This is a genomic window from Geodermatophilaceae bacterium NBWT11 (assembly GCA_014218215.1).
In the GTDB taxonomy this organism is placed as follows: Bacteria; Actinomycetota; Actinomycetes; order Mycobacteriales; family Geodermatophilaceae; genus Klenkia.
Genome location: CP043652.1, coordinates 686005 through 705612, shown reverse-complemented (window position 1 = coordinate 705612; position 19608 = coordinate 686005). Strand labels below are relative to the sequence as shown.

Below are 19608 nucleotides of genomic sequence, written 5' to 3'. Positions count from 1 at the left end.
CCCCGCGTCCGACGGGCTCCCAGCCTCACAGCGCACCCCCGGACACCGTGGTGGTCGGCCGCATCGGCCGACCCCACGGTGTCCGTGGTGAGGTCACCGTCGACGTGCGCACCGACGACCCGGACCTGCGGTTCGCCGCCGGGACGACGCTGCGGACCGAGCCGGCCGAGCGCGGCCCGCTGACCGTCACCGGCCTGCGCTGGCACTCGGGCACGCTGCTGCTCCGGTTGGCCGGACCCGACGGCGTCGAGCTGACCGACCGCGAGGCCGCCGACGCCATCCGCAACACCCTGCTCGTGGTCGAGGTCGCCGACCTCCCCGAGCTCGAGGACCCCGACTCCTTCTACGACCACCAGCTGGTCGGTCTCACCGTCCAGCTCACCGACGGCACCGTCGTCGGCACCGTCACCGGGGTGCGGCACGAGGGCACCGAGCTGCTCGTCGTCCGGCGTCCCGGGGCCTCGGAGCTGCTCGTCCCGTTCGTCGCGGCGATCGTGCCGACCGTGGACGTCGCCGCCGGCCACGTGGTGATCACCCCGCCCGAGGGCCTGCTGGAGCTGTGAGCGCCCCCTTCCGGGTCGACGTGGTCACGATCTTCCCCGAGTACCTCGCCCCGCTGGGGCAGTCGCTGCTGGGCAAGGCCGCCGCCCGCGGGCTGGTCTCCGTCGGCGTGCACGACCTGCGCCGGTGGACCGACGACGTGCACCGCACCGTCGACGACTCCCCGTACGGCGGGGGGCCCGGCATGGTCCTGCGCCCCGAGCCCTGGGGCCGCGCGCTGGCCGAGGTGCGCCCCCCGGGCACCCGGCTCGTCGTCCCGACGCCGGCCGGTCGGCCCTTCACCCAGGCCGTCGCCGCGCAGTGGGCCACAGAGCCCGGGCTGGTCTTCGCCTGCGGCCGGTACGAGGGCATCGACCAGCGGGTCGCCGACCGCGCCGCCGACGACGGCCCGGTCTCCGAGGTCTCGATCGGGGACTACGTGCTCGCCGGCGGTGAGTCCGCCGTCCTGGTCATGGTCGAGGCCGTCACCCGGCTGATCCCCGGGGTGGTCGGCAACGCCGAGTCCGTCGAGTTCGACTCGCACGCCGACGGCCTCCTCGAGGGCCCCAGCTACACCCGGCCCGCCTCCTGGGAGGGCCACGACGTGCCGCCCGTGCTGCTGTCCGGCGACCACGCCGCCATCGCCCGCTGGCGGCGGGCCCAGTCGCTGCGCCGGACCGCCGACCGCCGACCGGACCTGCTGTCCGCGGTGGAGCTGACCCCCGCCGACCGGGCGGCGCTGGACGCCGACGCGTGAGCTGGGTCCGGCCGACCGCCCGGGTGCTCGTGCTCTCCCCGGACCACCGGGTGCTGCTCCTGGGCGCCCGGCTGACTGGCCCGGACACCCCGCCCGGCGACGTGCTGTTCTGGTACACCCCCGGCGGGGGAGTGGAGGACGGGGAGTCCCTGCGGGTCGCCGCGGCCCGGGAGCTCGCCGAGGAGGTCGGACTCGTCGTCGACCCCGCCGTCCTCGAGGGGCCGGTCTGGCTCCGTCGGCACGTCGGGGAGTTCGGCGGCCGCGAGATCGACAGCCGGGAGACGTTCTTCGTGCTCCGGGACGTCGTCCACGAGGTCGACGCCGGCGGCCGGACGGCGTTGGAGCTGCTCGGCGACGAGCCGCACCGCTGGTGGTCGGCCGACGAGGTGGCCGCCGGGGACGTCGCCTTCGCCCCCCGGGAGCTCGCCGGCCTGCTGCCCCAGCTGCTCGCCGGACCCTGGTCCGGGCCGCCCCGGGTCGTCGACGCCTGAGATCACAGAGCCGGTGCGTCACCGGGATCCCTGCTGTGGCACAGTAGGGGGCTGCTGCCGCCGCTCGGACATCGAGCGCGGCCTCCCGGCAGGACACCCGCCGGGACTGCTGCGCCCACCGCGTGAGCGCAGCCCGAGTACCGACACCGCTAGGACTGAGGACTGCTGCGATGAACACCCTGGACGCCCTCGACGCCGAGTCGTTGCGCAACGACATCCCCGACTTCCGCCCCGGGGACACCGTGAAGGTGCACGTGCGGGTCATCGAGGGCACCCGCTCGCGCATCCAGGTCTTCCAGGGCGCGGTCATCCGTCGCCAGGGTGGCGGCATCCGCGAGACCTTCACCGTCCGCAAGGTCAGCTTCGGCGTCGGCGTGGAGCGCACCTTCCCGGTGCACACCCCCGTGGTCGAGCAGATCGAGGTCCTCACCCGCGGTGACGTCCGCCGGGCGAAGCTGTACTACCTCCGCGACCTGCGCGGCAAGGCCGCCAAGATCAAGGAGAAGCGGGACGTCGTCTCCCGCTGACGCACTCCCCAGCTCCACCAGCACGGCCCGGCTGCGACACGCAGCCGGGCCGTGCTGCGTCTCCGGGGCGCTCCGGGCGCGGAACGTACGCTGACGCCGATGAGCACCGACCGGCCCACGGGGCCCGCCGACGCCGACGAGTCCGGCGCCGCCCACCGGGTCGAGGGCGGGGACCAGAGCGGCGATGCCGTGGCCGTCGGCCGCTTCTCCCGCCGGGCCCGACGCCGCGACCGGGACGCCGAGAAGAAGAAGGGCTCGCTCTTGCGCGAGCTGCCCGTGCTCCTGGTCGTGGCCTTCGTGCTGGCGCTGCTGGTGAAGACGTTCCTCGTGCAGGCCTTCTTCATCCCCTCGGGCTCCATGGAGACCACGCTGCACGGGTGCACCGGGTGCACCGGTGACCGCGTGCTGGTGACCAAGCCCCCGTACTGGTTCTCCGACCCGCAGCCCGGGGACATCGTGGTCTTCCAGGGCCCGGACACCTGGACCCCCGAGGTGCAGGTCGCCGAGCCCAGCAACCCGGTCACCTCGGCCCTGCTGTTCCTGGGCCGGGCGATCGGCGTGGCGCCGCCGAGCGAGGACGACTACGTCAAGCGGGTCATCGCCACCGGCGGGCAGACCGTGCAGTGCTGCGACGAGCAGGGCCGGATCACCGTGGACAGCGAGCCGCTCGACGAGCCCTACATCTACGAGAACACCCCGCTGGAGTCCCGCGCCTTCGGCCCGGTGACCGTGCCCGAGGGCCGGCTGTGGGTGATGGGCGACCACCGGTCGGCCTCGGCGGACTCCCGCGTGCACGTCGGGGACCAGTACGCCGGCACCGTCGCGGTGGACGACGTCATCGGCAAGGCCTCGGTGATCGTCTGGCCGTTGGACCGGATCTCGCTGCTGGACAGCCCGGACATCCAGCCGCAGCAGCAGGCTGCCGGGCCCGCCGTCCAGGGCGTGCAGGCCGACGTCGTCGCCGTGGCCCCGCTGCTGCTCGGGCTGGTCGGGGCCGTCCCGATCACCGCGGCCCGGCGCCGGCGACGGTTCCGGCGGGCCCGGGCGAGCGGCCCGTCCCGTCGTCCCCCGGGCACCGGCTGGCGGCGGATCCGGCCGGCTCCGCGCACCCGACCCGGTCGCCTCCGGGAGGAATGAGGGGGCGCTGTCCAGCCGACACACCGTGTCGCAGACAGCCTCACCGGACCGTGTCGACAAGTCGTTCGGCATGATCTGGGCGCGTCGCGCAAAGTCATGTGCGGAAGTTGTTCAAGTACTTCGTTCACCCGGTCGATGAGAAAGCTGAGAGTCACCGGCTTCGAACGGAGAGTAAGACAATGTCCAGCCCCACGGTCAGCACCACCCGCGGCGTCACCCGCGTGCTCCTCCTCGCTGACGCCCCGGTCCTGCGCCGAGGGCTGATCAGCATGATCAACGAGACGGCCGGCATGCAGGCGGTCGGGACGCCGGGGGAGCCCCGCCGGGCCCTGACCCTGGTCGAGTCCGCCCGCCCCGACGCCGTCGTCGTGGAACTGGGTGCCGGCCGCGCCGCCACCCTCAACGCCTGCCGCGACCTGCGTCGCCGCTTCCCCCGCGTCGCCATCGTCGCGCTGGCCACCTCGGAGGACCCGGCGGTCGTCAACGAGGCGCTCGCCGCCGGCGTCCGGGGCTACCTGCTCATGAACACCTCGCCCACCCTGCTCGGCTGGGCCGTGCTCGCCGCCCGTGCCGGCCGCACCGTCGTCGACCCGCAGATCCGCCGCACCGAGGCCGCCTCGGTGCCTGCGGTCAAGGAGCTCACCCCCTCGGTGCCGCTGACTCGCCGGGAGTCCGACGTGCTCGACGAGCTCATCCAGGGCCAGAGCAACCGCGCCATCGGGCGCAACCTGTTCATCAGCGAGGACACCGTGAAGTCCCACGTCAAGGCCATCCTGCGCAAGCTGGGTGCCCGCGACCGGGCCCACGCGGTCTCCCTGGTGCTCTCGGCCCGCAACCCGGGCTGCGCGTGCGGCAGCCACGTCCTCTCCACCGCCGACGTGGACGCACCCGCCGCCGTCTGACCACCTGACCGTGCGCACGGGCCGTCCGCCTCCTCGGCGACCCGCACGCACCCCGTCCACGAGCCGGCCCCGTTCCCCAGGGGCCGGCTCGTGGCACGTCCGGGGTCTGCCCACCGGCTCCTGCCGGCGACGTAGGGTCGGCGGCGATGGCCGCACCGACCGCGACACCCACCCGCCGGAACGCCGCCTCCGACCGCCCCGATGCGCTGTGGTCGATGGAGGGCTCGCTGCGCCGACGCGGGTTCACCACCATCGCCGGGGCCGACGAGGCCGGCCGCGGTGCCTGCGCCGGCCCGCTCGTCGCCGCCGCCTGCGTGCTCCCCGCCGGCCGCCGGGGCAGGGTGCCGGGCCTGGCGGACTCCAAGCTGCTCACCCCGGCCACCCGCGAACGGGTCTACGCCGAGGTCGTCGCCCGCGCGGTCGCCTGGTCGGTGGTCGTCATCGACGTCGCCGAGCTCGACGAGCGGGGGATGCACGTCACCAACATCGAGGCGCTGCGCCGCTCGGTGTCCACGCTGTCGGTGACCCCGGACTACGTGCTCACCGACGGCTTCCCGGTGGCAGGGCTGGCCCAGCCCACCCTCGCGGTGTGGAAGGGCGACCGGGTGGCGGCCTGCGTGGCGGCGGCATCGGTGCTGGCCAAGGTCACCCGGGACCGGATGATGGTCGACCTGCACCACCGGTTCCCCGCCTACGACTTCGACGTCCACAAGGGCTACACCACCGACCTGCACACCGCCGCGCTGGACCGGCACGGGCCCTGCCCCGAGCACCGGTCCCGCTTCGTCAACGTCGCCCGCGCCCGCGACGCGCACGCCGCCCGCGGTGCTGCGGTGCCCGCCGGTGCGGGGATGGACGATGATGGCGCCGTGCCCCCGTCCCCGACGCCCGTGGAGACCCTGCGATGAGCACCGAGGACCTCGAGAAGTACGAGACCGAGATGGAGCTGCAGCTCTATCGCGAGTACAAGGACATCGTCCGCCAGTTCTCCTACGTCGTGGAGACCGAGCGACGGTTCTACCTGGCCAACAGCGTGGACCTGCAGGTCCGTGACGCCGCCGGCGAGGTCTACTTCGAGCTGAAGCTGTCCGACGCCTGGGTGTGGGACATGTACCGCCCGGCCCGGTTCGTCAAGAACGTCCGTGTGGTGACGTTCAAGGACGTCAACGTCGAGGAGCTCGACAAGCCCGACCTCGAGCTGCCGGACACCCCGACCATCACCTGACCCGGAGGAGCACACCGGCGGCCGCCGTGCCCGCCGTCGTCCACACCGGGGGCGGCTGTCCACAGACCTGGTCCGGACACCCCACGCGGTGCCCGGACGGGCGACGGTCGTCGACGTGGCCGCCACCGACTCCCGACCCCCACCCGCCGACACCAGAGCCGGGCTCGGTGCCCTGGGTGAGCAGATCGCGGTCCGCTACCTGACCGACGCCGGGCTCACCGTGCTGGACCGCAACTGGCGGTCCCGGCGCGGTGAGCTCGACGTCGTCGCCCGGGACGGCGACGCGCTGGTCTTCTGCGAGGTCAAGGCCCGCCGCGGCACCGGCTACGGGGTGCCCGCCGCCGCGGTGACGGTCGCGAAGCAGCAACGGCTGCGCCTGCTGGCCCGGGCCTGGCTCGCTGCCCACGACGAGCACGCCCGCGACATCCGGTTCGACGTCGTCGCCGTGCTCGTCACCCGGGGCCGGCCGGCCCGGGTCACCCACCTGCGCGCGGCGTTCTGATGCTGGCGCGCACGTGGTCGGTGGGGCTGGCCGGGGTGACCGGGGCGCTCGTCGAGGTCGAGGTGGACCTGGCGTCGGGCCTGCCGGGCGTGGTCCTCGTCGGCCTGCCCGACGCGGTGGTCCGGCAGTCGTTGGACCGGGTCCGGGCAGCGCTGGGCAACACCGGTCACGACTTCCCCCAGCGCCGGGTGACCATCGGCCTGAGCCCGGCGTCGATGCCCAAGCAGGGCAGCGGGTTCGACCTGGCCATCGCGGTCGCCGTGCTGGCCGCGGCCGGCACGGTGCCCGAGGGGGTGGCCGAGGGCCTGGTGTTCCTCGGTGAGCTCGGGCTGGACGGCAGCGTCCGCGGGGTACGGGGCGTCTTGCCGGCGGTGCTGGCCGCCCGGCGCGCCGGGCACACCCGGGTGGTCGTGGCGCAGGTCAACGCCGACGAGGCGGCGCTGGTGGCCGGGGTCGAGGTCGTCGGCGCCACCGACCTGGCCGCGGTGCTCGGCCACCTCACCGGGGACCGGCTGCCCCGGCACGTCCGCGGCCCGGGCGACGTCCCGGCACCGGGGCCCGACCTCGCCGACGTCGTGGGCCAGGTGACGGGTCGGCGGGCGGTGGAGGTCGCCGTTGCCGGCGGGCACCACCTGTACCTGTCCGGTCCACCCGGTGCGGGCAAGACCATGCTGGCCGAGCGCCTGCCCGGGCTGCTCCCGCTGCTGGACGAGACCGCCGCGACCGAGGTCACCGCGGTCGCCTCGGTGGCCGGCACCCTGGCTCCCGGCGCCCCGTTGGTCACCCGGCCGCCCTTCGTCGCCCCGCACCACACCGCGTCCGCGGCCTCCCTGGTCGGCGGGGGCTCCGGGCAGATCCGGCCCGGTGCGCTGAGCCGAGCCCACGGGGGCGTGCTCTTCCTCGACGAGGCACCGGAGTTCCCGCGGGTCGTGCTGGACACCCTGCGCCAGCCGCTGGAGCGGGGCTCGGTGACCGTGCACCGGGCACACGGCTCGGCCACCTTCCCCTGCCGCACCCAGCTCGTGCTGGCCGCCAACCCCTGCCCGTGCGCCAGCGCCGCGGGTGACACCGCCTGCACCTGCAGCTCGCTGGAACGCCGCCGCTACCAGTCCCGGCTCTCCGGGCCGCTGCTGGACCGGATCGACCTGCGGGTGGAGCTGCCGGCGGTGCTGCGGGCCGGCTGGCTGGACGCTGACACCGCCGACGAGTCCACCGCGGTCGTGGCGGCCCGGGTGCGCACGGCCCGGGCCGCGGCCGCGGCGCGGATGGCCGGCACCGGGCTCAGCACCACCGGGCAGGTGCCCGGTCGGCTGCTGCGCGAGCGCTGGCCGGTGCCTCGGGCCGCCCTCGCGCTGGCCGAGCGGGCGCTGGAACGCGGCGCCCTGTCGGTCCGGGGCTTCGACCGGGTGACCCGGGTGGCCTGGACGCTCGCCGACCTGGCCGGGCGCACCGTGCCCGGCCCCGACGAGGTGGCCGAGGCACTCGGGCTGCGGCTGCAGCGGGTGGCGGCGTGAGCGTCGACGGTGACGCGGTGCGGGAGGTCCGCCGGGCCCGGGCCTGGCTGACCCGGGCCGTCGAGCCCGGCAGCCTCGAGCTCTGGCACTGGGTGGAGCAGGTCGGCCCGGTGGCTGCCGCGACCGCCCTGCACCGGGAGGTCGCGCCGCCCCGGCTGCAGGCGCTGGTCGGCACGCGGGCCGGGGAGGACCGCAGTGGTGCCGACCTCGACCGCGCCGACCGCCTCGGAGCACGGCTGGTGGTCCCCGAGGACGACGAGTGGCCCGCCGACGAGCTGCACTGCCTCACCCTCGCCGCTGCGCAGGGGCACACCGGGGACCGGACCACGGCCCTCGTGCCACCACTGGGCCTCTGGGTGCGCGGTGCGGCCCGGTTGGACCTGACGGTGGACCGGGCGGTGGCCCTGGTGGGGTCGCGGGCGAGCACCGCCTACGGCGAGCACGTCGCCGCCGACCTCGCCCACGGGCTCACCGCCCGCGGCTGGACGACGGTCTCCGGCGGGGCGTTCGGCATCGACGCCGCCGCCCACCGGGGCGCCCTGGCCGCCGGCGGTCCCACCGTCGTGGTGCTGGCCTGCGGGGTGGACCGGCCGTACCCGGCCGGGCACGCCACCCTGTTCGACCGGGTCCTGCAGGACGGGCTGCTGGTCAGCGAGTGGCCGCCGGGGTGCGCGCCCCTCCGGCACCGGTTCCTGGTGCGGAACCGGCTGATCGCGGCACTGACCCGGGGCACCGTGGTGGTGGAGGCCGCCGCCCGCTCCGGGGCCCAGGCCACCGCCCACCGGGCCCGGTCGCTGGGCAAGGTGTTGATGGCGGTCCCGGGGCCGGTGACCTCGGCGATGAGCGTGGGGTGTCACCAGCTGCTGCGCGAGGAGGCCGACCGTCCGGCGCTGCTGGTGACCTCGGCGGCGGAGGTGCTGGAGGCGGTGGGCCGGCTGGGTGCGGACCTGGCCGAGCCACCACCGGTCGCCGCCGGTCCGCGGGACGACCTGTCCGACGTCGCCCGGCGGGTGCTCGACGCCTGCCCGGTCCGCACCGGGGTCTCCCCGGACCGGCTCGCAGCCATCGCCGGCTGCACCGGTCTGGACGTGCTGCGGGTGCTCCCGGCGCTGGAGCTGGCCGGGCTGGTCGAGTGGACGGGCACGGGCTGGCGGGTCACGGGGGAGGGGCGGTCCGCCGACGGCGCGGTGGGTTGACCGCCACCGGACCGGGGGAGAGGGTCGCTGGGTGACCAGCCGGACCGCGGAGCTGCGTGCCGGGCTGCCCCCGGCACTGCTCGAGCCGTTGGAGGCCTGGGTCGAGCACCTCGGCGTCGAGCGGGACCTGTCCGAGCACACCGTGCGCGCCTACACCGGGGACGTCGTCTCGCTGCTGGACCACCTCCGGCGCGGCGGCGGCACCAGCCCGGCCGACCTCGACCTGGCGACCCTGCGCAGCTGGCTGGCCCTGGGTCGCACCCGTGGGGACGGGAGGTCGACCACGGCCCGCCGCGCCGCCTCGGCCCGGTCCTTCACCGCGCACCTGCGGCGGACCGGGGTGCGCGCCGACGACGTCGGCCTCCGGTTGGCCAGCCCGGCCCGGCACCGCACCCTCCCCGACGTCCTGGCCGTCGACCAGGCCCGGGCGGTGCTGGAGGAGCGGCCACCGCCGGCCGACGACGCCACCGTCGAGGACCGGGCCGCCGCGGTGCGCGACACGCTGGCGCTGGAACTGCTCTACGCCAGCGGGATCCGGGTCGGGGAGCTCGTCGGGCTCGACGTCGACGACGTGGACCGGGGCCGCCGGTTGCTGCGGGTGCTGGGCAAGGGCCGCAAGGAACGCAGCGTGCCCTACGGGGTGCCGGCGGAGCAGGCCCTGGAGCGGTGGCTGACCGCGGGCCGACCGGTGCTGGCCCGCCCCGACAGCGGGCCCGCGCTGCTGCTCGGCGTGCGCGGCGGGCGGTTGGACGCCCGGGAGGTCCGACGCGCCGTGCACGCGGCCACCGCGGGTGTCCCCGGCAGCCCCGACATCGGCCCGCACGGGCTGCGGCACTCGGCCGCCACGCACGTCCTGGAGGGCGGCGCCGACCTCCGCTCGGTCCAGGAGCTGCTCGGTCACGCTAGCCTCGCGACGACGCAGGTCTACACGCACGTGACGGTCGAACGGCTCCGTGCGGTGCATGCGCGAGCACACCCACGGGCCTGAGGGGGACGCAGCAGTGACGGGGATGTCCGACGGGAGCACCGGGTCGGCGAGGTGGACACGTGGCTGAGGCGACGGTCCACCCGATCAGCGGCGGTGGTGCGGGGGCGGTCGACCCGGCCGACGCGGCGCTGGCCGACCTCTGGGCGCGCTACGTGCAGGGCCGGGACTCCGGCCTGCGGGACCGGCTGATCCTGCACTACGCACCGCTGGTGAAGTACGTGGCCGGCCGGGTCGGCAGCGGCATGCCGGCGCACGTGGAGCAGGCCGACCTGGTCTCCTACGGCACCTTCGGGCTGATCGACGCGATCACCCGGTACGAGCCCTCCCGCGAGGTCAAGTTCGAGAGCTACGCGATGGCCCGCATCCGCGGCGCGATCATCGACGAGCTCCGCTCCACCGACTGGATCCCGCGCTCGGTGCGGATGCGGGCCCGGGAGTTCGAGCGCACGGTCGCGGCGCTGGAGACCCAGCTGCAGCGCAGCCCCACCGACGCCGAGGTCGCCGCCGAGATGGGCGTCGAGGTCGAGGAGATCCGCAAGTTCCTCGGCCAGCTGTCCCTGGTCAACGTGGTGGCCCTGGACGAGCTGCTCGGTGACGAGGACGGCAGCAGCCCCCGGCTGGTCGACACCCTGCAGGACTCCGACGCCCTGGACCCCCAGGCGATGGCCGAGCACGGCGAGGCCCGCCAGCTCCTGGCCCGGGCCGTGGAGCAGCTGCCCGACCGGGAGAAGGTCGTGGTCAGCCTCTACTACTTCGAGGGGCTCACCCTGGCCGAGATCGGCCGGGTGCTCGGGGTGACCGAGAGCCGGATCTGCCAGCTGCACACCAAGGCCGTCCTGCACCTGCGCACCAAGCTCGCCGACATCGCCTGACGGCGCGGCGGGGAGGCCGACCGTGGTGTCGGCCTCCCGCCCGGCCGGGTAGCCCCCGGCATGACCGACACCCCTGGCCGCCGGCCACCGCCGACCCTCGTCGACGCCAACCGGCTCTGGGTGGACTCGCGGGCCCGCTTCGAGATCGGCCTGCGCGTCGAGGGCGGCGCCCTGGGCGACCTGGGGGCGCGGGGCGAGACCGCCCTGGACGTCGGCACCGGGCGGCGGGGTCTGGGTGCCCGGGTCGCGCTGACCCGGCTCGGTGCCACCTCGGTGACCGCGCTGGACGTGCACCGGGCCTCGGTGGACGCCGCCCGGGCTGCACTGGCCGACCTCGGCGACCGGGTCGTCGTCCGCGAGGGCGACGCCACCGCCCTCCCGTCCGCCGACGACAGCCAGGACCTCGTCGTCTCGCTGCACACGCTGCACCACGTCGTGGACTGGCGGTCCGCGGTGCGCGAGTACGCCCGGGTGCTCCGCCCCGGCGGCCGGTTGGCCTACGCCGAGATGACCGCCCGGTTCGTGGACTCCCGCCTGCTGCGCGTGGTCTCCCGGCACCCGGCGGACCGCTTCTCCGAGGACGAGCTGCTGCTCGCCCTGGAGGCAGCGGGGTTCGACGTCCCGGCCCGCACCCACCGCAGCCGGGCCGGCGGCCGCTGGCTGCTCGGCGTGGCCACCCGCCGGTGACCGGCACGCTCCGCTCCGCCCTGGCCCTGTTGCGCCGGTACGCCGGGCCCGCCTACCTGGCCGCCCTGCTCGCGACGCTGGTCAACACCGTCCCCGACGTGGGCCGCAAGGTCCTGGTCTGGGACGATCCGAGCGGGTGGCACGCGGTCGCCGTGGCCGTCGTCGGGGTGCTCACCGCCGCAGTGGCCCAGCTCTGGGTGACCGGCGTGGTGGCCGGGCTGACCCGCGACGGGTCGGCCCGGTGGTCCGGTGCGTTGCGCCGGGGGACCGGACTGGCCTGGGTGGCGGTCCGCCGTGCGCCCCGCACGGTGCTGGCCGGCCTCGTGACCGGGGGTGCCGTCTCCGCGGTGCTGACCCTGCCCGCCACGGTGGCGGCGCTGGGGTCGGACCGGCTGCTCGGCCCGCTGGACTCCCCGGCGGTGGGGGCCTTCGCCATCGCCGCGGTCAGCGACGTGGTCGCCAGCGTGGTGACGCTGCCGTTCCTCGCCTTCGTCCTGGTGCTCGCGGGCTCGCGGGAGGCGGTTGGTCCTGGGGGAGGCCTGGGCACGGACCGGGGATGACCGACACCTGGGCCACCACGCGGCTGAGCATCGGGTCCCTGTCCATGTGGCTCGGGACCGTCGCGCTCTTCGCCCCCCGACGGATGGCCCGCCTCCTGGGCGTGCGGGCCGACGCCACGTACACCGACGTCTCGCTCCCGCTCCTCGTCCGGCTGGTCGCCGCCCGCAACATCGCCATGGGTGCCGCTCTGCTGGTCACCCCGCCCCCGCAGGCCCAGCGCACCACCGAGGTGACGCTGCTGCTGACCGGGATCGACGCCGCAGCCGTGCTGGTCGCCACCCGGGGTGGCGACACGAAGGCCCGCAGCGCGGTGCTGTCGCTGGCCGTCCTCGCCACGTCGACGGCGGGCCTCCTGCACTGGCGTCGCCCCTGACCGCTCACCCCGGCTCCCACGGCAGCAGGCGGACGCGGGGTGGGACGAGCAGGGTGAGCGGGTCGAGGTAGACCTCGCCGCGGCGCAGCCCCCAGTGCAGGCAGGCCTCGCCGGGGCAGGGCACGTGGCCGGTGAGCAGGGTGCCCAGCGGGGTGCCCCGTGCGACCGGTTGCCCGGCCGCCACCACGGGCGTCACCGGCTCGTAGGTGGTGCGCAGCCCACCGGCGTGGTCGACGCTCACCACCGGTCGACCGGCCACCTGGCCGGCGAACACCACGACGCCGGGCCCGGCCGCCAGCACCGTCGTCCCCACCGCGGCGACGAGGTCCACCCCGCGGTGCCCGGGGCCGTACCGGCCCGCATCGGGGTCCAGCACCCGACCGAGGACAGGCGGCCCGGGCACCGGCCAGCCGTAGAGGCCCACGGGCACCGCTGCCGGGGGAGCGGCGGCCGCCGGTCCCGGGCCCGCGACCGCACCCCACAGCAGGGCGAGGACGACGGCGGCGACAGGGACCCGGGACACCCCGTCAGCCTCGGGCCGCGACGGGCCGGACGGTGCTCGACGGGCACACCTGTGGACGGCGGTCCCGCCTGGGGACGACCGGCGGGGACCACCCGCTGCCGGGGCGTATGCTCTCGTACGCGGCTGGTCTCACGACCGGTCGACTTCGCGTGTCCCCCTCCCACCGCCACTGCGGTGGGGCGACGCCTCCTCGGTCCCGCCCAGCGGGGGAGTGGCTCGTCCGGGACACCAGGGCGAGGCGCCGACCCGGCGCCCGCGACAACCGAGGAAGCGCGGTGCGGACGGCCTGTGGGCCGACCCCCGCGCGCAGACACAGAGAGGCTGTGCACGTGGCAGTCGTCACCATGAAGAACCTGCTCGACAGCGGGGTCCACTTCGGGCACCAGACCCGTCGCTGGAACCCGAAGATGAAGCGCTTCATCTTCACCGAGCGCAACGGCATCTACATCATCGACATCCAGCAGACGCTGGGTTACATCGACCAGGCCTACGAGTTCGTGAAGCAGACCGTGGCCCACGGCGGTTCGATCATGTTCATCGGCACCAAGCGCCAGGCGCAGGAGGTCATCGCCGAGCAGGCGACCCGCGTCGGCATGCCCTACGTGAACCAGCGCTGGCTGGGCGGCATGCTCACCAACTTCCAGACCGTCTACAAGCGCCTGGAGCGGCTCAAGGAGCTCGAGGACCTCGAGTCGACCGGCTCGCTGGGTCAGCCTCTCCAAGAAGGAGCAGCTGGTCCTCTCCCGCGAGAAGGCCAAGCTCGAGCGCTCCCTCGGCGGCATCCGGGACATGAAGAAGGTCCCGAGCGCGGTCTGGATCGTCGACACCAAGAAGGAGCACATCGCCGTCGGCGAGGCCCGCAAGCTGGGCATCCCCGTCGTCGCGATCCTCGACACCAACTGCGACCCCGACGAGGTCGACTACAAGATCCCGGGCAACGACGACGCCATCCGCAGCGCCGCCCTGCTGACCCGGGTCATCGCCGACGCCGTCGCCGAGGGCCTCATGGCCCGCTCGGCCGCGCAGGCCAACGCCGGTCGTGGCGAGGACGGTGCCCAGGCGCCGGCCGCCGAGCCGCTGGCCGACTGGGAGAAGGAGCTGCTGACCGGTGGTCAGGGCGCCGACGCCGCTGCGCCGGCCGACAGCTCTGTCCCCGCCGACGCCGCCACCGAGACCCCGGCTGCCGAGGCCCCCGCGGCCGAGGCCCCGGTCGTCACCGAGGCCGAGCAGGCCCCCAACGCGGGCGAGCCGGCCGCCGAGGCGACCGCGGAGTCCAGCACCCCCCAGGCGTGACCCGACGGCGCCGCCGTCCGTCCCCACCGGGACGGACGGCGGCGCCGCGGCATGTCCCCACCACCGTCAGATCCGCACAGAAGAGGAAGTGACATGGCTGCTGTCACCGCTGCCGACGTCAAGCGTCTCCGCGACGCCACCGGCGCCGGCATGATGGACTGCAAGAAGGCCCTGACCGAGGCCGACGGCGAGTACGACAAGGCCGTCGAGATCCTCCGCGTCAAGGCGCCAAGGACGTCGGCAAGCGCCTGGAGCGCTCGACGACCAACGGCCTGGTCGTCAGCCGCGACGGCGTGCTGCTCGAGCTCGACTGCGAGACCGACTTCGTCGCCAAGAACAAGGACTTCGCCGCACTGGCCGAGCGCCTGCTCGACGTCGTCGTGGCCGAGAAGCCCGCCGACGTGGCCGCCCTGCTGGCCGCGCCGATGGAGGGCTCCACCGTCGCCGACGTCGTCGAGGGCGAGTCCGCGCGCATCGGCGAGAAGCTGGTCCTCTCCCGCTTCGCCGTCTTCGAGGGCCCCACGGCCACCTACCTGCACAAGCGGGCCACCGACCTGCCCCCGGCCATCGGTGTCGCGGTGCAGTACTCGGCCGGCTCCGAGGACGCCGCCCGGTCGCTGGCGATGCACATCGCCGCTGCCCGTCCGCGCTACCTCACCCGCGAGGAGGTCCCGGCGGAGACCGTCGAGACCGAGCGTCGGGTCGCCGAGCAGACGGCCAAGGAGGAGGGCAAGCCCGAGCAGGCGATCGTCAAGATCGTCGAGGGTCGGGTCAACGCCTACTACAAGGACTTCGTGCTCCTGGAGCAGCCGTCCATCACCGAGCCCAAGCGCACGGTGAAACAGGTCATCGGCGACGCGGGCCTGACCGTCGACCGGTTCGTCCGGTTCGAGGTCGGCCAGTCCTGAGTCCCACCCAGCACGACCCCACCGGCCCCGTCCCTCTCCACGAGGGCGGGGCCGGTGGTCTGTCCGGCGCCGCTGCCGAAGCGGCACGGATGCGGCAGGATCGCCCAGAAGCCCACGACGCGGTACAGCCCAGCTGTACGGATGAGGACCCCGTGACTGCGAACGAACTCCCGTTGTCGGCCCCCACCGCCTTCAAGGCGGCCGATGCCGGCGGCTACGACCGGGTGCTGCTCAAGCTCTCCGGCGAGGCCTTCGGCGGCGGCAACGTCGGCGTCGACCCCGTCATCGTCCGCGACATCGCCGAGCAGCTGAAGACCGTCGTCGACCGGGGCACCCAGGTGGCCATCGTGGTCGGCGGCGGCAACTTCTTCCGCGGCGCCGAGCTCTCCCAGGCCGGCATGGACCGCGGGCACGCCGACTACATGGGCATGCTCGGCACGGTGATGAACTGCCTGGCCCTGCAGGACTTCTGCGAGAAGGCCGGCATCGAGACCCGGGTGCAGACCGCCATCACGATGGGCCAGGTCGCCGAGCCCTACATCCCGCGCAAGGCGATGCGGCACCTGGAGAAGGGCCGGCTGGTCATCTTCGGCGCCGGCGCCGGGATGCCCTACTTCTCCACCGACACCGTGGCCGCCCAGCGGGCCCTGGAGATCGAGTGCCAGGTGCTGCTGATGGCCAAGAACGGGGTGGACGGCGTCTACGACGACGACCCGCGCACCAACCCCGCGGCCACCATGTACCGCGACCTCGACTACGCCAAGGTGCTGGCCGACCAGCTCGCCGTCGCCGATGCCACCGCGATCAGCCTCTGCATGGACAACCGGATGCCGATCGTGGTGTTCAACCTGCTGCAGGACGGCAACATCGCCCGCGCGGTCGCAGGTGAGAGGATCGGGACGTTGATCAGCCGTCCCGCCTGACCGCCCCGCGCAGCACCGGCGGTCCCCGGGACCGCTCGACCCACCAGCCGCAGCACCGCCCGGCACCCGGGCACCAGGAGGAGACACACGTGATCGACGACACCCCTGCTCGACGCCGAGGAGCGGATGGACAAGGCCCTGTCGGTCGCCCGGGAGGACCTCGGTTCGGTCCGCACCGGCCGCGCTGCCCCGTCGATGTTCAACCGCATCGTCGTCGAGTACTACGGCGCGATGACCCCGGTCCCGCAGATGGCCTCCATCACCGTCCCCGAGGCGCGGATGGCCGTCATCAAGCCCTACGACTCCGGGCAGCTGACGGCCATCGAGAAGGCCATCCGCAACTCCGACCTCGGCGTGAACCCGACCAACGACGGTCAGCTGATCCGGGTGAACTTCCCCCAGCTGACCGAGGAGCGTCGGCGCGACCTGGTCAAGCAGGCCCGCAGCAAGGGCGAGGACGCCAAGATCGCGATCCGCAACGTCCGCCGCCGGGCCAAGGAGGAGCTGGACCGGATCAACAAGGACGGCGAGGCCGGCGAGGACGAGGTGCGCCGCGCGGAGAAGGAGCTCGACGACCTCACCGCCCAGCACATCTCCGGCATCGACGACGCGATGAAGAACAAGGAGACCGAGCTGCTCGAGGTCTGAGCCGCCCGAACCCGCCGCCGTGACCAGGCCCTCCGCGATGACCCGCTCCGACGACGACGTCCCCGGCGACTCCCCCCTCGACGGGGACCAGCCGGGTGCCGACGACGAGTACCCCGATCTCCTGCCCCCGGCCGAGCCGGCCGGACCCGAGGAGCTGGCGGGGCCCCCGCTGACGGCCATCCCCGGGGCGCTGGGCGCGGAGGTCACCGGGGTGGCGCCGCAGGACACCCCCGCCGGTCCGCGGCCGACCGGTCGGGCCGGGCGCAACATGGGCTCGGCGGTGGGCGTCGGCCTCGGGCTGGGCGCGGTCGTGCTGGCCACGCTGTTCCTGTACCGGCCGGCGTTCCTCGTCGTCATCGCCCTGGCGGTGGTGGTCAGCGTGACCGAGCTGACCCGGGCGATGGACGCCGGTGGTCACCGGCCGCCGCTGCCCCCGGTGCTGGTCGGCGGCCTGCTCATGGTCGGGCTCGCCTGGACCCGCGGGTCCTCCGGGCTGGTCGTGGGCTTCCTGCTCACGGTCGTCGCGGTCCTGCTGTGGCGACTGGGCGACGGTCCGGTCGGCTACCTCCGCGACGCCTCGGCGGCGGTCTTCGTGACCCTCTACGTGCCGCTGCTGGCCGGGTTCGCCGTGCTGCTGCTGGCACCCGACGACGGGGTCGCGCGGGTGCTCGCGTTCATCGTCTGCGTGGTCTGCAGCGACGTCGGCGGATTCGCCGCCGGGGTGCTGTTCGGCAAGCACCCGATGGCCCCGTCGGTCAGCCCGAAGAAGTCCTGGAGGGCCTGGCCGGGTCGGTCGCGCTCTGCGTGGCGGCCGGGGTGCTGCTGCTGACCCTCACCTTCCACGGCCCCTGGTGGGGCGGGGTCGTCTTCGGCGTGGCGATCGCCCTCACCGCGACCCTGGGCGACCTGGGGGAGTCCCTGCTCAAGCGCGACCTCGGGATCAAGGACATGGGCACCCTGCTGCCCGGCCACGGCGGCCTGATGGACCGGATGGACTCCCTGCTGCCCTCGGCCGTCGTCGCCTGGCTGCTGCTGACCGCGATCGTCCCGGCCTAGAGCTCGGGCAGGTCGCCCGCCCCGCGGGGGCGCGGCCAGGCCACCACCGACCGGACGGCGGTCACCGGCAGGGGGCCGTACAGGTGCGGGAACCGCATCGACGCCGGGTCGGTGGGGACACCGGACTCGAAGCGGACCTCGTCGACCAGCGCCGACTCGTCGACGACGAGCAGCACCACGTCGTCGGTGTCGTCGAACAGGCGCTGGGCCGGCAGGTGCACCTGCTCGGGTGTCGACAGGTGGACGAAGCCGACCTCGGGGAGCGGGTGGACCGCGCCGGCCGTGCGGGCGGCGGACCAGGCCTCGGGGGTGGTCAGGTGCAGCAGCATCGGGCCTGTCTACCCGAGTGGCCGGCCGTGCGAGGCTGCCGGGGATGACCGAGCTGCCCGGCCCCACCGAGTGGGGCGAGACCGTGGGGGTCGGCCCGTGGCCAGGGCCGTGGCCCGACGACGAGCGGTACGACCCGCAGCTGCTGGCCGAGGGCGACCGCCGCAACGTCGTCGACCGCTACCGGTACTGGAGGCTGGAGGCCGTCGTCGCCGACCTCGACGTCCGCCGGCACCCCTTCCACGTGGCGATCGAGAACTTCGGCCACGACCTCAACATCGGCACGGTGGTGCGGACGGCGAACGCCTTCCTCGCCGCCGAGGTGCACGTCGTGGGCCGGCGGCGCTGGAACCGCCGCGGGGCGATGGTCACCGACCGGTACCAGCACCTGCGCCACCACCCCGAGGTCGGCGGCCTGCTCGACTTCGCCGCCGAGCACGCCCTGGCCGTCGTCGCGGTGGACAACGGACCCGGGTCCGTCCCGCTGGAGACCGTCGACCTGCCGCGCGACTGCGTGCTGGTGTTCGGCGAGGAGGGCCCGGGCCTCACCCCGGCGGCCCGGGGCGGCGCCGACCTCACGGTGTCGATCTCCCAGTACGGCTCGACCCGGTCGCTGAACGCCGGGGTCGCGGCCGGCATCGCCATGCACGGCTGGATCCGACAGCACGCCACCCCGGTGAACGACGCGTGACCGGCTGATCACTGCGCGTCGCCGCGCCTCCCACACCCGCGGGCCCGGGCTCGGGACGATGCCCGGGGACGACCGCACGGTGCGGAGCGTCCGGGGGGAGGCCGCCGTGACGCAGCAGGGGCACGCCGAGGGCTGGGACAGCTCGTGGCTCCCCGGCTGGCTGACCGACCGGCCGGCACCCGTGGACCCGCCGACCCCGCCGACCTCGCCCACCCCATCGACCCCGCCCGCCGTGGCCGTGGTCCGGGCCGCTCAGCCGACCGCACCGTCGACCCCCGCCCGGCACCGGGTGCTCGCGGCGGTGGCCGCGGTCGCCGTGGTGTTCGCCGGGGCCTGGGGCGCGTCCGCGTCGGGAGCACCGCAGCCGGCCGCAGCCGTGGCGCCGGCGGTCTCCGCGGCGACCGCGCCCGAGGCCCGTGCCACGCCGGACCTCGTCCCGCGTCCCTCGGCTGCGGTCCAGACCCCCGCCCCGGGGCCCGCTGCGGCCTCGGCCCCCCGACCGGTCGGGAGCGCCCCCGGGGTCTCCGCGCTGCCCCGGGTCGTCGTCCCGGACCCCGTCGTCGTCCGGGTCGTCGTCCCCACCGCGGCGTCGGTCGCGCCGACCGTGGCACCGGTGCCCACGTCGGAGCCGGTCCCCGCGGAGCCCACCGGCACGGAACCGGCCGCGACCACCGCGGCGGCCGTGCCGGACGAGACCGTGGCCACGTCGGCGGCTCCCACGACGGAGCCGGCGTCCACCGAGGACCCGACACCGACGGACCAGCCGACCCCGACAGGCGAGCCGGCCCCCACCGACGAGCCGACCCCGACCGACGGGCCGGTCCCCACCGACGGGCCGGGGGAGACCGCCGCCCCGACCACCGCCGCCCCGACGACCGCCGCGCCCACCACCGCCGCCCCGACCACCGCCGCCCCGACGACCGGCACGGCGTCCACCACGGCCGCCCCCTGAGCCCTGCCACCCCCG

At 75.0% G+C, this 19608-nt stretch carries 22 protein-coding genes and 3 pseudogenes; 23 read left to right on the top strand and 2 right to left on the bottom strand.

What is annotated here, in order from left to right; genetic code table 11:
- The first annotated feature begins 47 nt into the window (after positions 1 to 47).
- The 16 genes from rimM to F1C76_03265 all read left to right on the top strand — a co-directional run bounded on the left by rimM (position 48) and on the right by F1C76_03265 (position 12272).
- On the top strand, positions 48 to 563 hold the full coding sequence (rimM, locus tag F1C76_03340; protein ID QNG35755.1) for a ribosome maturation factor RimM: 516 nt from the start codon (positions 48 to 50) through the stop codon (positions 561 to 563).
- Positions 560 to 1297 carry a tRNA (guanosine(37)-N1)-methyltransferase TrmD gene (trmD, locus tag F1C76_03335; protein QNG35754.1) on the top strand — a complete coding sequence of 246 codons (738 nt, stop codon included), beginning with the start codon at positions 560 to 562 and terminating at the stop codon, positions 1295 to 1297. The genes rimM and trmD overlap by 4 nt, the downstream gene beginning before the upstream one ends.
- The gene (locus F1C76_03330) at positions 1294 to 1788 is read left to right on the top strand and encodes an NUDIX domain-containing protein (GenBank protein QNG35753.1); all 495 of its coding nucleotides are present in this window, start codon (positions 1294 to 1296) and stop codon (positions 1786 to 1788) included. The genes trmD and F1C76_03330 overlap by 4 nt, the downstream gene beginning before the upstream one ends.
- A gap of 170 nt (positions 1789 to 1958) precedes the next feature.
- Positions 1959 to 2315, top strand: coding sequence for a 50S ribosomal protein L19 (locus F1C76_03325; protein ID QNG35752.1), 357 nt, complete (start codon positions 1959 to 1961; stop codon positions 2313 to 2315).
- Positions 2316 to 2414: 99 nt separating this feature from the next.
- Entirely contained in the window at positions 2415 to 3452 is a 1038-nt protein-coding gene (gene lepB, locus F1C76_03320) for a signal peptidase I (protein ID QNG35751.1), read from the top strand.
- A gap of 179 nt (positions 3453 to 3631) precedes the next feature.
- The gene (locus F1C76_03315; protein ID QNG35750.1) at positions 3632 to 4354 is read left to right on the top strand and encodes a response regulator transcription factor; all 723 of its coding nucleotides are present in this window, start codon (positions 3632 to 3634) and stop codon (positions 4352 to 4354) included.
- A gap of 146 nt (positions 4355 to 4500) precedes the next feature.
- The gene (locus tag F1C76_03310; protein QNG35749.1) at positions 4501 to 5262 is read left to right on the top strand and encodes a ribonuclease HII; all 762 of its coding nucleotides are present in this window, start codon (positions 4501 to 4503) and stop codon (positions 5260 to 5262) included.
- On the top strand, positions 5259 to 5579 hold the full coding sequence (locus F1C76_03305) for a DUF2469 family protein (GenBank protein QNG35748.1): 321 nt from the start codon (positions 5259 to 5261) through the stop codon (positions 5577 to 5579). Before F1C76_03310 ends, F1C76_03305 begins: the two co-directional genes overlap by 4 nt.
- A 115-nt stretch (positions 5580 to 5694) precedes the next feature.
- On the top strand, positions 5695 to 6081 hold the full coding sequence (locus F1C76_03300) for a YraN family protein (GenBank protein ID QNG35747.1): 387 nt from the start codon (positions 5695 to 5697) through the stop codon (positions 6079 to 6081).
- On the top strand, positions 6078 to 7595 hold the full coding sequence (locus F1C76_03295; protein QNG35746.1) for a YifB family Mg chelatase-like AAA ATPase: 1518 nt from the start codon (positions 6078 to 6080) through the stop codon (positions 7593 to 7595). The genes F1C76_03300 and F1C76_03295 overlap by 4 nt, the downstream gene beginning before the upstream one ends.
- Positions 7596 to 7612: 17 nt before the next feature.
- Complete coding sequence (dprA, locus tag F1C76_03290; GenBank protein QNG38979.1) at positions 7613 to 8791, top strand: DNA-protecting protein DprA; 1179 nt, start codon at positions 7613 to 7615, stop codon at positions 8789 to 8791.
- Between the two features lie 52 nt (positions 8792 to 8843).
- Entirely contained in the window at positions 8844 to 9779 is a 936-nt protein-coding gene (locus F1C76_03285; protein QNG38978.1) for a tyrosine recombinase XerC, read from the top strand.
- Between the two features lie 59 nt (positions 9780 to 9838).
- Entirely contained in the window at positions 9839 to 10651 is an 813-nt protein-coding gene (whiG, locus tag F1C76_03280) for an RNA polymerase sigma factor WhiG (protein ID QNG35745.1), read from the top strand.
- A gap of 60 nt (positions 10652 to 10711) precedes the next feature.
- A complete protein-coding gene (locus F1C76_03275) occupies positions 10712 to 11338 on the top strand; it encodes a class I SAM-dependent methyltransferase (protein ID QNG35744.1) in 627 nt (208 codons plus the stop codon).
- Complete coding sequence (locus tag F1C76_03270) at positions 11335 to 11898, top strand: hypothetical protein (protein ID QNG35743.1); 564 nt, start codon at positions 11335 to 11337, stop codon at positions 11896 to 11898. Before F1C76_03275 ends, F1C76_03270 begins: the two co-directional genes overlap by 4 nt.
- Positions 11895 to 12272 carry a DUF4267 domain-containing protein gene (locus F1C76_03265; GenBank protein ID QNG35742.1) on the top strand — a complete coding sequence of 126 codons (378 nt, stop codon included), beginning with the start codon at positions 11895 to 11897 and terminating at the stop codon, positions 12270 to 12272. The genes F1C76_03270 and F1C76_03265 overlap by 4 nt, the downstream gene beginning before the upstream one ends.
- A 4-nt stretch (positions 12273 to 12276) precedes the next feature.
- On the opposite strand, the gene F1C76_03260 is transcribed toward F1C76_03265, so the two are convergent.
- Positions 12277 to 12795: a M23 family metallopeptidase gene (locus F1C76_03260; protein QNG35741.1), complete on the bottom strand. Its 519-nt coding sequence runs from the start codon at positions 12793 to 12795 to the stop codon at positions 12277 to 12279.
- Positions 12796 to 13124: 329 nt separating this feature from the next.
- Here F1C76_03260 and rpsB point away from each other — a divergent pair.
- From rpsB to F1C76_03235, 5 genes and pseudogenes are all read left to right on the top strand, one after another.
- Positions 13125 to 14088, top strand: a pseudogene (gene rpsB, locus F1C76_03255) (30S ribosomal protein S2).
- A gap of 93 nt (positions 14089 to 14181) precedes the next feature.
- Positions 14182 to 14996 (top strand): annotated as a pseudogene (locus tag F1C76_03250) (elongation factor Ts).
- 89 nt (positions 14997 to 15085) lie between these two features.
- Entirely contained in the window at positions 15086 to 15919 is an 834-nt protein-coding gene (locus F1C76_03245; GenBank protein QNG35740.1) for a UMP kinase, read from the top strand.
- Between the two features lie 126 nt (positions 15920 to 16045).
- Positions 16046 to 16567 carry a ribosome recycling factor gene (locus tag F1C76_03240; GenBank protein QNG35739.1) on the top strand — a complete coding sequence of 174 codons (522 nt, stop codon included), beginning with the start codon at positions 16046 to 16048 and terminating at the stop codon, positions 16565 to 16567.
- 37 nt (positions 16568 to 16604) lie between these two features.
- A pseudogene (locus F1C76_03235) lies at positions 16605 to 17623 on the top strand (phosphatidate cytidylyltransferase).
- On the opposite strand, the gene F1C76_03230 reads toward F1C76_03235, so the two are convergent.
- Entirely contained in the window at positions 17620 to 17952 is a 333-nt protein-coding gene (locus F1C76_03230; GenBank protein QNG35738.1) for a DUF952 domain-containing protein, read from the bottom strand. The pseudogene F1C76_03235 and the gene F1C76_03230 overlap by 4 nt on opposite strands.
- A 44-nt stretch (positions 17953 to 17996) precedes the next feature.
- Here F1C76_03230 and F1C76_03225 point away from each other — a divergent pair, with 44 nt between their 5' ends.
- Positions 17997 to 18641 (top strand): RNA methyltransferase, encoded by a 645-nt coding sequence (locus tag F1C76_03225; GenBank protein QNG35737.1) that lies wholly within the window; start codon positions 17997 to 17999, stop codon positions 18639 to 18641.
- Positions 18642 to 18747: 106 nt separating this feature from the next.
- Positions 18748 to 19593, top strand: a complete 846-nt coding sequence (locus tag F1C76_03220) for a hypothetical protein (protein QNG35736.1) — start codon at positions 18748 to 18750, stop codon at positions 19591 to 19593.
- The last annotated feature ends 15 nt before the right edge of the window (positions 19594 to 19608 follow it).

Coding starts and splice junctions, on each gene's coding strand:
- F1C76_03325 (QNG35752.1), top strand. CDS start 1,959: ATGAACACCCTGGACGCCCTCGACGCCGAGTCGTTGCGCAACGACATC.
- F1C76_03305 (QNG35748.1), top strand. CDS start 5,259: ATGAGCACCGAGGACCTCGAGAAGTACGAGACCGAGATGGAGCTGCAG.
- F1C76_03310 (QNG35749.1), top strand. CDS start 4,501: ATGGCCGCACCGACCGCGACACCCACCCGCCGGAACGCCGCCTCCGAC.
- F1C76_03225 (QNG35737.1), top strand. CDS start 17,997: ATGACCGAGCTGCCCGGCCCCACCGAGTGGGGCGAGACCGTGGGGGTC.
- F1C76_03275 (QNG35744.1), top strand. CDS start 10,712: ATGACCGACACCCCTGGCCGCCGGCCACCGCCGACCCTCGTCGACGCC.
- lepB (QNG35751.1), top strand. CDS start 2,415: ATGAGCACCGACCGGCCCACGGGGCCCGCCGACGCCGACGAGTCCGGC.
- F1C76_03315 (QNG35750.1), top strand. CDS start 3,632: ATGTCCAGCCCCACGGTCAGCACCACCCGCGGCGTCACCCGCGTGCTC.
- F1C76_03265 (QNG35742.1), top strand. CDS start 11,895: ATGACCGACACCTGGGCCACCACGCGGCTGAGCATCGGGTCCCTGTCC.
- F1C76_03230 (QNG35738.1), bottom strand. CDS start 17,952: ATGCTGCTGCACCTGACCACCCCCGAGGCCTGGTCCGCCGCCCGCACG.
- F1C76_03240 (QNG35739.1), top strand. CDS start 16,046: ATGGACAAGGCCCTGTCGGTCGCCCGGGAGGACCTCGGTTCGGTCCGC.
- F1C76_03245 (QNG35740.1), top strand. CDS start 15,086: ATGCGGCAGGATCGCCCAGAAGCCCACGACGCGGTACAGCCCAGCTGT.